Source organism: Hydrogenophaga sp. UC242_50, assembly GCF_042697355.1.
GTDB lineage: Bacteria > Pseudomonadota > Gammaproteobacteria > Burkholderiales > Burkholderiaceae_C > Hydrogenophaga.
Window position 1 is genome coordinate 3,402,720 of record NZ_CP170553.1, and the last position, 12,578, is coordinate 3,415,297.

At 65.4% G+C, this 12,578-nt stretch carries 14 protein-coding genes and 1 pseudogene; 12 read left to right on the forward strand and 3 right to left on the reverse strand.

Annotated features, from left to right (window positions below; translation table 11 throughout):
* Positions 1–58 precede the first annotated feature (58 nt).
* The 12 genes and pseudogenes from mltG (at position 59) to ACFJGX_RS17490 (ending at position 10,258) form a co-directional block, all read left to right on the forward strand.
* Positions 59–1,051 (forward strand): endolytic transglycosylase MltG, encoded by a 993-nt coding sequence (gene mltG, locus ACFJGX_RS17435; RefSeq protein ID WP_291119500.1) that lies wholly within the window; start codon positions 59–61, stop codon positions 1,049–1,051.
* A 31-nt stretch (positions 1,052–1,082) separates the two neighbouring features.
* Positions 1,083–1,742: a dTMP kinase gene (tmk, locus tag ACFJGX_RS17440; RefSeq protein ID WP_382324872.1), complete on the forward strand. Its 660-nt coding sequence runs from the start codon at positions 1,083–1,085 to the stop codon at positions 1,740–1,742.
* Positions 1,739–2,766: pseudogene (locus ACFJGX_RS17445) on the forward strand (DNA polymerase III subunit delta'). The gene tmk and the pseudogene ACFJGX_RS17445 overlap by 4 nt, the downstream one beginning before the upstream one ends.
* Positions 2,767–2,821: 55 nt before the next feature.
* A complete protein-coding gene (locus tag ACFJGX_RS17450) occupies positions 2,822–3,193 on the forward strand; it encodes a PilZ domain-containing protein (RefSeq protein ID WP_291119507.1) in 372 nt (123 codons plus the stop codon).
* A 76-nt stretch (positions 3,194–3,269) separates the two neighbouring features.
* Positions 3,270–4,091 carry a TatD family hydrolase gene (locus tag ACFJGX_RS17455; protein WP_382324868.1) on the forward strand — a complete coding sequence of 274 codons (822 nt, stop codon included), beginning with the start codon at positions 3,270–3,272 and terminating at the stop codon, positions 4,089–4,091.
* A gap of 62 nt (positions 4,092–4,153) precedes the next feature.
* Entirely contained in the window at positions 4,154–4,789 is a 636-nt protein-coding gene (locus ACFJGX_RS17460; protein WP_382324866.1) for an ankyrin repeat domain-containing protein, read from the forward strand.
* 121 nt (positions 4,790–4,910) lie between these two features.
* Positions 4,911–5,399, forward strand: a complete 489-nt coding sequence (locus ACFJGX_RS17465) for a tripartite tricarboxylate transporter TctB family protein (protein ID WP_382157876.1) — start codon at positions 4,911–4,913, stop codon at positions 5,397–5,399.
* A gap of 16 nt (positions 5,400–5,415) precedes the next feature.
* Complete coding sequence (locus ACFJGX_RS17470) at positions 5,416–6,927, forward strand: tripartite tricarboxylate transporter permease (protein ID WP_297394260.1); 1,512 nt, start codon at positions 5,416–5,418, stop codon at positions 6,925–6,927.
* A 216-nt stretch (positions 6,928–7,143) separates the two neighbouring features.
* Positions 7,144–7,899 carry a molybdate ABC transporter substrate-binding protein gene (modA, locus tag ACFJGX_RS17475; RefSeq protein ID WP_382324863.1) on the forward strand — a complete coding sequence of 252 codons (756 nt, stop codon included), beginning with the start codon at positions 7,144–7,146 and terminating at the stop codon, positions 7,897–7,899.
* Between the two features lie 21 nt (positions 7,900–7,920).
* Positions 7,921–8,595 carry a molybdate ABC transporter permease subunit gene (gene modB, locus ACFJGX_RS17480; RefSeq protein WP_382324861.1) on the forward strand — a complete coding sequence of 225 codons (675 nt, stop codon included), beginning with the start codon at positions 7,921–7,923 and terminating at the stop codon, positions 8,593–8,595.
* A 79-nt stretch (positions 8,596–8,674) separates the two neighbouring features.
* Positions 8,675–9,370 (forward strand): ABC transporter ATP-binding protein, encoded by a 696-nt coding sequence (locus ACFJGX_RS17485; RefSeq protein ID WP_382325608.1) that lies wholly within the window; start codon positions 8,675–8,677, stop codon positions 9,368–9,370.
* A 63-nt stretch (positions 9,371–9,433) separates the two neighbouring features.
* The gene (locus tag ACFJGX_RS17490; protein WP_382324859.1) at positions 9,434–10,258 is read left to right on the forward strand and encodes a TOBE domain-containing protein; all 825 of its coding nucleotides are present in this window, start codon (positions 9,434–9,436) and stop codon (positions 10,256–10,258) included.
* A gap of 197 nt (positions 10,259–10,455) precedes the next feature.
* Here ACFJGX_RS17490 and ACFJGX_RS17495 read toward each other — a convergent pair whose 3' ends face one another.
* The 3 genes from ACFJGX_RS17495 to ACFJGX_RS17505 form a co-directional block, all read right to left on the reverse strand.
* On the reverse strand, positions 10,456–10,761 hold the full coding sequence (locus tag ACFJGX_RS17495; protein ID WP_382324856.1) for a hypothetical protein: 306 nt from the start codon (positions 10,759–10,761) through the stop codon (positions 10,456–10,458).
* A gap of 585 nt (positions 10,762–11,346) precedes the next feature.
* Positions 11,347–11,871 (reverse strand): VC1465 family Xer recombination activation factor, encoded by a 525-nt coding sequence (locus tag ACFJGX_RS17500; RefSeq protein WP_382324858.1) that lies wholly within the window; start codon positions 11,869–11,871, stop codon positions 11,347–11,349.
* A 163-nt stretch (positions 11,872–12,034) separates the two neighbouring features.
* A complete protein-coding gene (locus ACFJGX_RS17505) occupies positions 12,035–12,340 on the reverse strand; it encodes a hypothetical protein (RefSeq protein ID WP_382324856.1) in 306 nt (101 codons plus the stop codon).
* Between the last annotated feature and the right edge of the window lie 238 nt (positions 12,341–12,578).

Below are 12,578 nucleotides of genomic sequence, written 5' to 3' on the forward strand. Positions count from 1 at the left end.
CGCCGCCCCTCCACGCCTTGTCCCTGCCGAGCCCAAGCCTGTGATCCGTCTCCTGAAAATGTTGCTGGTTGTGTCCCTGCTGCTGGGCATGCTGCTGGCCGCGGGCGGCATGTGGTGGCTGCAGCAACCGCTGCCCCTGGCGGCAAGCACCTCGGCACAGAACCCGCTGCTCGTCACGATCGAGCCCGGGGCCTCGGCCCAGTCGGTGGCCGACACCCTGCAGGCCTCCGGCGTGAACACACCCTCGCAGTTGCTGTATGCGTGGTTCCGCTTTTCCGGCCAGGCCCGCGACATCAAGGCCGGCACCTACGAAATCGCACCCGGCACCACGCCTCGGGCGCTGCTGTCCAAGCTGGTGCGCGGCGAACAGGCGCTGCGCAGCATCACCCTGCTGGAAGGCTGGAACATCCGCCAGGTGCTGCAGGCCGTGCGCACCTCGCCCGACCTCACGCAGGACATCGAGGGCATGAGCCAGAACGACATCATGGCGCTCATCGGTTACCCGGGCCGGCATCCCGAAGGGCGCTTCTTCCCGGACACCTACCGCGTGGTCACGCGCGCGCCGGCCTCCAGCGTGCTGCGCCAGGCCGCGCAGGCCATGGAGCAGCGCCTGACCCAGGTGTGGGAGCAGCGCGACCCGGCATCGCCGCTGCGCACGCCCGATGAAGCGCTCATCCTGGCCAGCATCGTCGAAAAGGAAACCGGCCTCGAGAGCGACCGCCGGCGCGTCGCGGGGGTGTTCTCCAACCGCCTGCGCATCGGCATGCGGCTGCAGACCGATCCGGCGGTGATCTACGGCCTGGGCGAACGTTTTGACGGCAACCTGCGCCGGGTCGACCTGCAGACCGACACCGCCTACAACACCTACACCCGCGCCGGCCTGCCGCCCACGCCCATCGCCATTCCGGGCATGGCCTCGCTGCTGGCGGCGGTGCGTCCCCAGCCCACCAACGCCATCTATTTCGTCTCGCGCGGCGACGGCTCCAGCCAGTTCAGCGCCACCCTCGAAGAGCACAATGCCGCGGTCCAGCGCTACATCCTGCGCCGCTGATCCCGTGCAGGCGCCCACCCCACTTCCGCACATGCATCCGGCCGGACTCTTCATCACCTTCGAAGGCATCGACGGCGCGGGCAAGTCCACCCACATCGCCTCGCTGGCCGACGCCTTCCGGGCGGCGGGCCGCAGCGTCTCGCTCACCCGCGAGCCCGGTGGCACCCCGCTGGCGGAAAAGCTCCGCGAACTGGTGCTGAACGACGCCATGGACCCGCTGAGCGAGGCCCTGTTGATGTTCGCGGCGCGCCGCGATCACCTGCAACAGGTCATCGAACCCGCCCTGGCGCGGGGTGAGGTGGTGCTGTGCGACCGGTTCACCGACGCCACCTTCGCCTACCAAGGCAGCGGCCGTGGGTTCGACCTCGAGGTCCTGCGGCAGCTGGAGCGCTGGGTTCAGGCGCAGCCTGGCACGGACGCGCTGCGCCACCCCGACCTCACGGTGTGGTTCGACCTGCCGCCCGCCGTGGCCGCGCAGCGCCTGGCCTCCGCCCGCGTGCCCGACCGTTTCGAGTCGCAACCGCAGGCGTTCTTCGAGCGGGTGGCGACGGGCTACGCCCAGCGCATGGAAGGCGCGCCCGAGCGCTTTGCCCGCATCGCGTCCGACCAGCCCAAGGCCGAGGTCTGGCAGCAGGTGCGCCAGGCGTTCGAACAGCGTGGCTGGCTTCAACCCACCGAGGCCCGCGCATGAGCCCGCTCGCACCCTGGCTGCAGAAACAGCTGCGCGGCCTGCTGGCCCAGCGCGGCCACGCCCTGCTGCTGTCCGGCCCGTCGGGCCTGGGCCAGTACGACCTCGCGCTGGCACTGGCCCGCGCCTGGCTGTGCGAGCAGCCGACCCCCCGATGGGGCCTGCGGTGTCTGTGGCAGCTGCCATGCGATCGACGTGCGCACCCATGCCGACCTGTGCGCGCTTATGCCTGAGACCCTGAGCCTGGAACTCGGCTGGCCGCTGGACGAGGGCGCGCAGAAAGAAATCGACGACAAGAAGCGCAAGGCCAGCAAGCTCATCCGCGTGGAGGCGGCGCGCGAGGCGGTGGGCTTCACGCAGTTCACGCGCTCGCGCGGCCGCACCAAGGTGATCCTGGTGCACCCGGCCGAGCGCATGAACATCGAGTCGGCCAACACCTTGCTCAAGACGCTGGAAGAACCGGTGGGGGGAAGTGCGCTTCGTGCTCTCCACCGAAGCCGCGCACCAGCTGCTGCCCACCATCCGCAGCCGCTGCCAGACCCACAGCATGGTGTGGCCCGAGGAGGCCGAGGCGCTGGACTGGCTGGTGCAACAGGCCACCGACGGCAACAAGGCGGTGGACCGCGCGCAGGCCGCCGTGTGGCTGCAGGCCGCCGGTGGCCGGCCCGACGATGCCCTGGCCTGGGCGGCCACCGGTTTGCAGGGCGCGACCTGGGCGCAACTGCCCCAGGCGTTGGCCCGAGGCGATTGGGGCACCCTCAATGGCTGGCCGCCGGCCCAGCAACTCGCCGTGCTGCAGAAGCTGTGCCACGACCTCATGGCCCGGGCCGCGGGCGCGCCCGCGCGCTTTTTCCAGACCGATCAACTGCCCCCCGCACCCCGCTGGGGCGCGCTGGCGCAGTGGTCGCGCGAGCTCATGAGCGCCGCGCGCTCGGTCGAGCACCCCTACAACGCCGGCCTGATGCAGGAAGCCTGGGCGGCGCGCACCCGGCAGGTGCTGGCCGGCGGGGCGGGGCGCAAGGGCTGACACACGGCCTTAAAACCACCCGCGCGGCAGGGTATTGCCGCTAAACTCGCCAACCATGAGCACCTCCCCCCCTCCATCGGCCGCGGCGGCGCGGCCGAGCGTGATCCAGCTCTCCATCAAGGAAAAGGCGGCGCTGTACGCCGCTTACATCCCCTTGTTCGCCGATGGCGGCATCTTCATCCCTTCTTCGCGCGAATACCGGCTGGGCGATGACGTGTACGTGCTGCTCAGCCTGCCCGACGACCCGCAGCGTTACCCGGTCGCGGGCAAGGTGGCCTGGGTCACTCCCGCCAAGGCCCAGGGGGCCCGCACGCAGGGCGTGGGCATCCGGTTCCCGGCCGACGAGAAGTCGCGCCAGCTCAAATTGAAGATCGAGGAGATCCTGGGCTCCAGCCTCGGTTCCGACCGCGCCACCCAGACACTCTGACACCCCGATTCCCGGTCAGCCGATGCGGCGCACAATGCGGTGCCCATCGGCTTTTTCGTGCCGGCACCTTTTCCGTATGTTCACCGACTCCCACTGCCACCTCAGCTTTCCCGAGCTCCGGGCCCAACTGCCCGGCATCCTCGACGCCATGTCGCAAGCCCAGGTCGACCGGGCCCTGTGCATCTGCACCACGCTGGAAGAATTCGAAGACGTCTACAGCCTCGCCCGCGACCACGACCACCTCTGGTCCACCGTGGGCGTGCATCCCGACAGCGACGAAGTGCAGGAGCCCACGCTCGAGGACCTGCTGGAACGCGCGGCCCGCCCGCGGGTGGTGGGCATCGGTGAAACCGGGCTGGACTACTACCGCCTGGGCGACCGCACGGTGGCCGACATGGAGTGGCAGCGCGAGCGGTTTCGCGTCCACATCCGCGCCGCCCGCCAGACCGCGCTGCCCTTGGTGATCCACACCCGCAGCGCGTCCGACGACACAGTGGCGATCCTGCGCGAGGAGGGCGGTTTCGCCTCCGACACCGCCGCCGGGCTGGCGCCGGCAAAGGGGGTCTTTCACTGCTTCACCGAAAGCATGTCGGTGGCCCGTGCCGCGCTCGACCTTGGCTTCTTCATTTCTTTCTCCGGCATCCTGACGTTTCGCACCGCGGCCGATCTGCGCGAGGTGGCCGCCTATGTGCCGCTGGACCGCACCCTCATCGAGACCGACAGCCCCTACCTCGCACCCGTGCCCTACCGCGGCAAGACGAACACGCCGGCTTACGTGCCCTGGGTCGCCAAGCAGGTCGCCGAGCTCAAGGGACTCAGCGTGGAGGCCGTGGCCGAAGCCACCAGCCGCAATTTCGAGCAGCTGTTTGACCAGGTGACCGCCACGCCATTGGCATAAAAATCCTCATCCAATACATGAGAAATATTAAAAAACACCTTGTTTTTAAATGGATCGCTGGCTTGATCCTGGCATGCACGGGTTCGGCCTGGGCCAACTCGTTCGACGACTTCTTCATCGCCATCGCGAAAGACGACGTCGCGACCGTGCGGCAGCTCGGGCAGCGGGGTTTCGACCTGAACACCCGCAACGCCGCGGGCGAACACGCCTTGTACCTTGCGATTCGCGGCGACGCGCCGCAGGTGACCGACTTTCTGCTGAGCCAGAACAAGGTGGACGTGGAAGCTCGCACCAGCAAGGACGAGAGCCCCCTGATGATCGCGGCGATCAAGGGCCAGCTGGATCTGGCCAAACGGCTGATCGCGCGCAAGGCCGAGGTCAACAAGCCGGGCTGGACGCCCTTGCACTACGCCGCCAGCCACGGCGGCGACAACAGCGCGGCCATGGTGCGCCTGCTGCTCGAACACCACGCCTACATCGACGCCGAGTCGCCCAACAAGACCACGCCCCTCATGATGGCCGCCCAATACGGCAGCGCGGGCGTGGTCAAGCTGTTGCTGGAGGAGGGCGCCGACCCCCTGCTCAGGAACGAACGGGGACTGACCGCGATTGATTTCGCGCGGCAGGCGAATCGGCAGGCTTCCGCCGATATCATTGCGGCCTTTGTGCGCGCCCAGCAGCCCAAAGGCAAGTGGTGAAGCCAGGCCTGCGACCCGCAGGCCTCTGGTCGAACTGGCCTGGAGTAGGTGTAACCCACATGCGCCAAATGGCGCGGCCGCATCAAAATCGCCCCCGACACCCACAAATTGAGGAGACGCCGTGAAATTGGCAAGCCAAAAGGACTTTTTCTCTGGACTCATGTTCACCATCGTTGGCATCACGTTTGCCATCGGAGCGACCAACTTCACGGTTGGCAGCGCGGCGCGCATGGGCCCAGGCTACTTCCCACTGTTGCTAGGCATCGTCCTGGCGGGGCTGGGAGTGATCGTGACGCTGCAGTCATTCAAGAGCAAGGCCATCGATGGTGACCCCATCGGCAGCATTGCCTGGCGCCCCCTGGGCTTCATCATCGGCGCCAACCTGGCTTTCGGCATCCTGCTCGTCGGCCTGCCAAGCGTGGGCCTTCCCGCCTTCGGCCTGATCGTCGCGATCTACGCACTGGTCCTCATCGCCGGCTACGCGCGCCCCAACTCCAGCCTCAAGGAGTCGGTGATCCTCGCGACCATCCTTGCCGTTGGCAGCTACGGCGCCTTTGTCTACGCATTGAATCTGCAGTTCCCGGTGTGGCCTGCGTTCCTGACCGCCTGATCCGGAGACTCTTTTCATGGAACTTTTTGACCATCTGGCGCTGGGCTTCGGCGTCGCCTTCACTTTCCAGAACATCCTCTACGCCCTGGTGGGTTGCCTGCTGGGCACCCTGATCGGCGTGCTGCCCGGCATCGGCCCGGTCGCCACCATCGCCATGCTGCTGCCCGCCACCTACGGCCTGCCGCCCGTGGCCGCACTGATCATGCTGGCCGGTATCTACTACGGCGCGCAGTACGGCGGCTCCACCACGGCCATTCTGGTCAACCTGCCGGGCGAGTCGTCTTCGGTGGTGACCGTGATCGACGGCCACCAGATGGCGAAGAAGGGCCGGGCAGGCCCCGCGCTGGCCGCCGCTGGTCTGGGTTCGTTCTTCGCGGGTTGCGTCGGCACCTTGGTGCTGGCCGCGTTCGCGCCGCCGCTGACCGAGGTGGCCCTGAGCTTCGGCCCCGCCGAGTACTTCTCGCTCATGATCGTGGGTCTGATCGGCGCCGTGGTGCTGGCTTCGGGTTCGCTCGTCAAGGCGCTGGCCATGATCGTGCTGGGCCTGCTGCTGGGCTTGGTGGGCACCGACGTGAACTCGGGCGTGGCCCGCTTCAGCTTCGACGTGCCTGAACTCACCGACGGCATCAGCTTCGTCGTGATCGCCATGGGCGTGTTCGGCTACGGCGAAATCATCCACAACCTGTCCCACCCCGAAGGCGAGCGCCAGGTGTTCACCGACAAGGTGCACGGCCTGATGCCCACCAAGGAAGACTTCAAGCACATGCTGCCGGCCGTTTTGCGTGGCACGGCCCTGGGTTCCGCGCTGGGCATCCTGCCTGGCGGTGGTGCGCTGCTGTCGGCTTTCGCCGCCTACACGATCGAGAAGAAGGTCAAGCTCAAGCCCGGTGAGATCCCGTTCGGCAAGGGCAACATCCGTGGCGTGGCCGGCCCCGAGTCCGCCAACAACGCCGGCGCGCAGACCTCGTTCATCCCGCTGCTCACGCTGGGCATTCCGCCCAACGCCGTGATGGCGCTGATGGTCGGTGCCATGACCATTCACAACATCCAGCCGGGCCCGCAGGTCATGACCAGCAACCCGGAACTGTTCTGGGGTCTGATCGCTTCCATGTGGATCGGCAACGCCATGCTGATCATCTTGAACCTGCCGCTGATCGGCATGTGGATCAAGCTGCTGGCCGTGCCTTACCGCTGGCTGTTCCCGGCCATCGTGCTGTTCTGCGCGATCGGTGTGTACTCGACCAACAACAACAGCTTCGACATCTGGATGGTGGCGCTGTTCGGCGTGATCGGCTACATCTTCATCAAGCTCGGTTGCGAGCCGGCGCCCTTGCTGCTCGGCTTCATCCTGGGCCCGATGATGGAGGAGTACCTGCGCCGCGCCCTGCTGATCTCGCGTGGCGACTGGTCGGTCTTCGTGACCCGCCCGATCTCCGCCTCCTTGCTGGCCGTGGCCGTGGCCTTGCTGCTCATCGTGCTGCTGCCATCGATCAAGAAAAAACGCGAAGAAGCCTTCGTCGAGGACTGAAGCGCCGGGCGCATCGCGCGCCCAATCTCTTCACCAAGCCCGGGCCGCTGCAAAGTGGCCCGGGCTTTTTTTCGCCTTGATCTTCGTTCGAAAGGTAGATGTTGATACTTCGATAGGCTCGTCATATTTCCTTTGAAAATCAAACTCATGCAGAAAAATATGCGCATCGCTGTATATACTTTGATATTGCGATCCACCACCTTCCATGAGATGCCCATGAAAACCTTCGCCACCCGCTCTCTGGCCTTCGCTCTGGCCGCCGGCTTTGCCTTCGCCTCGCACGCGGCCGACGTCACGGTCTCGGCCGCGGCCAGCCTGACTAACGCCTTCCGCGAAATCGCGCCCCTGTTCGAATCGGCGAATCCGGGCACCAAGGTGCAACTCAACTTCGCCGCTTCGGGCGCCTTGCTGCAGCAAATCGCCAAGGGCGCGCCGGCCGATGTCTTTGCCAGCGCCGACCAGGAAACCATGGACCAGGCCCAAACCCAGGGTCTGGTGAAGGAAGCCCAGCGCCGCAACTTCGTGTCCAACGCCCTGGTGGTCATCGTGCCCAGCGCCAGCGCCAACGTGCCGAAATCGACCAACGATCTCACCCAGCCGGCCTATGCCCGCATCGCCATCGGCCTTCCCGCCAGCGTGCCGGTGGGCCGCTACACCAAGAGCGTGCTGGAAGGCGCCAACCTCTGGGGCGCGATCGAGCCCAAGATGATCGGCGCCACCAACGTGCGCCAGGCCCTGGACTACGTGGCGCGAGGGGAGGTCGATGCCGGCTTCGTCTATTCGACGGACGCCGCCATCATGTTGGACAAGGTGAAGGTCGCGCTCACGGTGCCGACCCCCAAGCCGATCCTGTACCCCGTGGCACCACTGCCCGCCGGCCCCAATGCCGCGCAGGGTGAGAAGTTCGTCGACTTCCTGTTCACCCCGCCGGCCCAGGCCATCCTCAGCAAGTACGGCTTCGGCAAGCCCTGATTTCGAGAACCGGAACGCCCCGTGGCCGAAGCCTGGATACCCCTCGCACTCACCCTCAAGGTGGCGGGCTGGGCCACCGCCATCAACCTGCTGCTCGGTGTCGGTGTCGGCTACGCGCTGGCGCGCTGGCGCTTCCCCGGCCGTGAGGTGGTGGACGCCGCGCTGACGCTGCCCATGGTGATGCCACCGACGGTGCTGGGCTACTACCTGCTGGTGGTCATCGGCACCCACGGCGTGCTGGGTACCTGGCTGCTCGAACACTTCGGCCTGCGTCTCATCTTCACGGTGCCGGCCGCCATCATCGCGGCCACCATCGTGTCTTTCCCCCTGGTGTTCAAGGCCGCGCGCGCGGCTTTCGAAACGGTGGACCCGCAACTGGAGGATGCGGCCCGCACCCTCGGCATCAACGAGTGGGCGGTGTTCTTCCGGGTGTCGTTGCCTCTGGCGTGGCGCGGCATTCTCGCGGGCCTGCTGCTGTCGTTCGCCCGGGCGCTGGGTGAGTTCGGCGCCACGCTGATGGTGGCCGGCAGCATCGCGGGCAAGACGCAGACCCTGTCCATCGCCGTCTACGAAGCGGTGCAGGCCGGCCAGGATCACACCGCGAACTTCCTCGTGGCGGTGACCTCGATCACCTGCATGGTGGTGCTGCTGAGCGCGGGCCGCCTGGTGCCGGGCCGCGTGGCCGCGCGGGCTTGAGATGTACCGGGACAACACGCTTCCTCTGGCCATGGCATCCTCTCGCATGGATGGCGATACCGATGCAAAGGCTCCGGCCATGGTCTGGGATGTGAGGCTGCGCAAGCTCCTGCGGCAAGGAGGCTCGCAGTTCGAGCTCGATGTGAGCTTCCAGACCTCGGCCCAGCGCGTGGTGATTTTTGGCCCATCGGGGGCCGGCAAAACCCAGACGCTGCGCATGATCGCGGGCCTTGGAACACCGGACGAGGCGAGGGTGGTGGTGGCTGGGCAGGTGCTCTGCGACACCGCCCGGGGCATGGTCGCCACGCCACAGGAACGGCATCTCGCCTACGTGTTCCAGGAATACGCACTCTTTCCCCACCTGACCGTCGTCCAGAACGTGGCCTTCGCCTTGCGCCGGGGTTGGAAGAACCCGAACAAGGCCATCGCGGACGAAAGCGTGCAGCGCTGGATTTCGACGTTCCACCTGGAATCGGTGGCGGGTCACTATCCCCACCAGATTTCCGGCGGGCAGCGACAGCGCACCGCGCTGGCCCGGGCCTTGGTCACCAACCCGCGCGCCTTGCTGCTGGACGAACCGTTCGCGGCCCTGGACAAGGGACTTCGGCGGCGCCTGAGAGACGAACTCAAGGCGCTGCAGATGCAGATCCAGCTGCCGATGCTGCTGATCACCCACGACGACGACGACGTGAACTGCCTGGCGGAGCAGGTGATCTGCATCGACGGGGGCAAAGTCGTCGAGAGCCCCGGAACGCCACCGGAACTGCGCGAGTAGCCGCGCCTGTGACTGCTATGCTCAAAATCTGGTCAAGACGGCGGACAACAAGCGGGAACGGGCATGGTGACAAGAAGGCGCAAAGGCGGCGATCGGCTGGATGTCCGCGGATCGATCTGGATCTCGGTCGGTGGAGACAGCCTGGGTGGGCATGGGCGGGTGGCCTTGCTGCGCGCCGTCGACCAGCACGGCTCCATCACACAGGCCGCCAAGGCCTTCGGCATGAGCTACAAGGCCGCCTGGGATGCCATCAACAAGATGAACGCGCTGTCTCGAACGCCCCTGATCGAGCGCGCCGTCGGGGGCAGAGGAGGTGGGTCCACTCACTTGACCGAGCATGGCCGGAAGTTGATCGAGCGCTATGAACAGGTAGACGCCATTCACCAACGTTTTGTCGAACTTCTGGACCAGGGCTCGATGGACCTGGATCAGGAATTCTCCCTTTTGAAGGTACTGAACATGAAGACCAGCGCGCGCAACCAATGGATGGGAAAAGTCACGGCCGTGCGCTCGGGCGCGGTCAACGATGAGGTCGAAGTGACCTTGCCTGGTGGACAGCGGCTCGCGGCCATCATCACCCGGGAAAGCACACAAGCCCTGGGACTCAAGACCGAGCAGGCGGTGATCGCGCTGGTGAAAGCATCGTCTGTGCTGCTGGCCACCGACCTGCAAGGCGCCAAGATTTCGGCGCGCAACCGCATCGAAGGCAAGTTGCACGCGCTGACGCCGGGCGCGGTGAACGCGGAAGTCACTCTCAAGACCGAGGATGGCCTGGAGGTCGTGGCGATCGTCACGCAAGGCGCTGTCGCCGAACTTGCGCTGACACCAGGCGCCTCCGCAACGGCGCTGGTGAAAGCGTCGGATGTGATTCTGGCTGTCGCGAGCTGAGCTCGGGGCGGGACCGTTTTCAGCCCGAGACAGAGTCCTCGGGGGACCTGAGACGCTGGGTTTCAGATATCCTTTACACATTCTACGATGTATATCGCGAGCTAATTGATTTGGTCATGATAGCGAATTTCCTGCAATCGGGAGGCAAATAAATACCGCTTATCAAGCCGCGAGGGACTTAATTGGCGGTAACTGAGTTACGTCCGCGACTGGTCGGATTGGCGATCAAGCACCCTTGTCGCCATGGGGGCCACGGCCCCCATACCCCCTTTTGCTGCGAACGAATCGAGATCGCGCAGATAGGGCAGCGCAGTGACGTGGACCTCGCTCATGTACGCGTGAGCCTCAAGCTCAACCCTGTCAACAAGACGCCCCACAGTCAGGAGCCATGCCTGCTCTTCCTCAACATCGAGGGTTCGGCACAACTTGATCAACTGCACCAATTCACGCAGGGACTCTTCAAATTGGTTACCCGCTTTGGTAATAACATCGGCCATAGCCATTTCGTAACTCCATTTCAGTTCGGTTTGGTCAGAGACGCCCGGGCCTGCCTGCCTGGGCGTTCTCGCTTGTGAACGCCTACGAGAGGGCTTTGGTAGACCTCCCGCCGAAGACCTGCTGCAGCGCCTCATAGGCGCCGGGCGCAAATGCAGGCACAGGCACCGGCCATGCTGGGCCGTACACGAACCCCGCATCTTCCTGGTCAGCACGGCCGCGATTGGCACGCGAGCGCGCGACGTAAGCGCGGTTTCGAGCTCGGCGCTGTTGCTCTGTCATGGGCTCACGAATCGGCCATCACTGACCACCTTTCAAGACAGTGCCCAGGCGGCGCGGCCGCCTAGGCGAGTAGCCGGCCCTGGCATAGCCAGAGACCGGCCCGCGCGCGCCGGGCTTGAGCCGCACAGGCGTCGGAATCCACCAGGTGCTGTCCTGGGCAGGGTGAGCGCCCTCAATACGGCCATCGCGCAGGAGCTTTGACGCACGCTGCCTGGAGACCCCGAGGAGGGCGCCCACCGAGGTCACCGAGAGCCGGGCCTGAGACCCCATGGAACTCAGGATTTCGGGTGCAACAGTTCTTGCAACAGTTATTAGCTTGGCCATTTGCCCCCCTGATCGGCCCGGAACCCGCGCCGTTGCTTGCTTCGGCACCAGCGACACGCCTGTTTTGCAGTGTCATCCATGAGACTAAAGTGACGTGTTACTAGCACGTCACGCCCTCCGGGCCGGTCGGAGCCTCGGTCGCGGCAAGCCGCTGCCCGGTCTCCGTCCGGCCCTGCGGCAGCACGGAGGGCCGTATTCGCCTCATAGAGCGTTTTGAACGACCGGGCTTGCCGCACCAGCAGACCCCACCAAACGAAGTCCTGTGGGCGCAATTCATGGCCTTCAGGGGTGTACAACCGGCCAGCGCTCAGGTGCCAGCCGTTCCAGGCGTCGCCGGGCAGCTCGTAGTGCAGCTGGACGCGCAGCAGCTTGTAGGCCGCGAACGGGATACGCACACGGCCAGAGATCCACTGGTGAACCGTGCGCGTGCTGACCTGCAGAAAGTGCGCAGCGTCGGCCACAGAAAACCCGAGCTGGCTGTACATGGCCTTGAAGCGGAGGGCTTGTTCCATGCGGGCTTCAGGGCTGCAGGGCCGTTTCCTAGGTGGTGGGTTGATCTTCCACGATGTATATCGCGAGCTAATTGATTTGGTCATGATAGCGAATTTCCTGCAATCGGGAGGCAAATAAATACCGCTTATCAAGCCGCGAGGGACTTAATTGGCGGTAACTGAGTTACGTCCGCGACTGGTCGGATTGGCGATCAAGCACCCTTGTCGCCATGGGGGCCACGGCCCCCATACCCCCTTTTGCTGCGAACGAATCGAGATCGCGCAGATAGGGCAGCGCAGTGACGTGGACCTCGCTCATGTACGCGTGAGCCTCAAGCTCAACCCTGTCAACAAGACGCCCCACAGTCAGGAGCCATGCCTGCTCTTCCTCAACATCGAGGGTTCGGCACAACTTGATCAACTGCACCAATTCACGCAGGGACTCTTCAAATTGGTTACCCGCTTTGGTAATAACATCGGCCATAGCCATTTCGTAACTCCATTTCAGTTCGGTTTGGTCAGAGACGCCCGGGCCTGCCTGCCTGGGCGTTCTCGCTTGTGAACGCCTACGAGAGGGCTTTGGTAGACCTCCCGCCGAAGACCTGCTGCAGCGCCTCATAGGCGCCGGGCGCAAATGCAGGCACAGGCACCGGCCATGCTGGGCCGTACACGAACCCCGCATCTTCCTGGTCAGCACGGCCGCGATTGGCACGCGAGCGCGCGACGTA

Excerpts from the sequence above, each read along its gene's own strand:
- modA (WP_382324863.1), top strand. The coding sequence starts at position 7,144 with ATGAAAACCTTCGCCACCCGCTCTCTGGCCTTCGCTCTGGCCGCCGGC.
- ACFJGX_RS17500 (WP_382324858.1), bottom strand. The coding sequence starts at position 11,871 with ATGGAACAAGCCCTCCGCTTCAAGGCCATGTACAGCCAGCTCGGGTTT.
- ACFJGX_RS17490 (WP_382324859.1), top strand. The coding sequence starts at position 9,434 with ATGGTGACAAGAAGGCGCAAAGGCGGCGATCGGCTGGATGTCCGCGGA.
- ACFJGX_RS17505 (WP_382324856.1), bottom strand. The coding sequence starts at position 12,340 with ATGGCTATGGCCGATGTTATTACCAAAGCGGGTAACCAATTTGAAGAG.
- ACFJGX_RS17455 (WP_382324868.1), top strand. The coding sequence starts at position 3,270 with ATGTTCACCGACTCCCACTGCCACCTCAGCTTTCCCGAGCTCCGGGCC.
- ACFJGX_RS17450 (WP_291119507.1), top strand. The coding sequence starts at position 2,822 with ATGAGCACCTCCCCCCCTCCATCGGCCGCGGCGGCGCGGCCGAGCGTG.
- ACFJGX_RS17470 (WP_297394260.1), top strand. The coding sequence starts at position 5,416 with ATGGAACTTTTTGACCATCTGGCGCTGGGCTTCGGCGTCGCCTTCACT.
- tmk (WP_382324872.1), top strand. The coding sequence starts at position 1,083 with ATGCATCCGGCCGGACTCTTCATCACCTTCGAAGGCATCGACGGCGCG.
- mltG (WP_291119500.1), top strand. The coding sequence starts at position 59 with ATGTTGCTGGTTGTGTCCCTGCTGCTGGGCATGCTGCTGGCCGCGGGC.
- ACFJGX_RS17485 (WP_382325608.1), top strand. The coding sequence starts at position 8,675 with ATGGTCTGGGATGTGAGGCTGCGCAAGCTCCTGCGGCAAGGAGGCTCG.
- ACFJGX_RS17495 (WP_382324856.1), bottom strand. The coding sequence starts at position 10,761 with ATGGCTATGGCCGATGTTATTACCAAAGCGGGTAACCAATTTGAAGAG.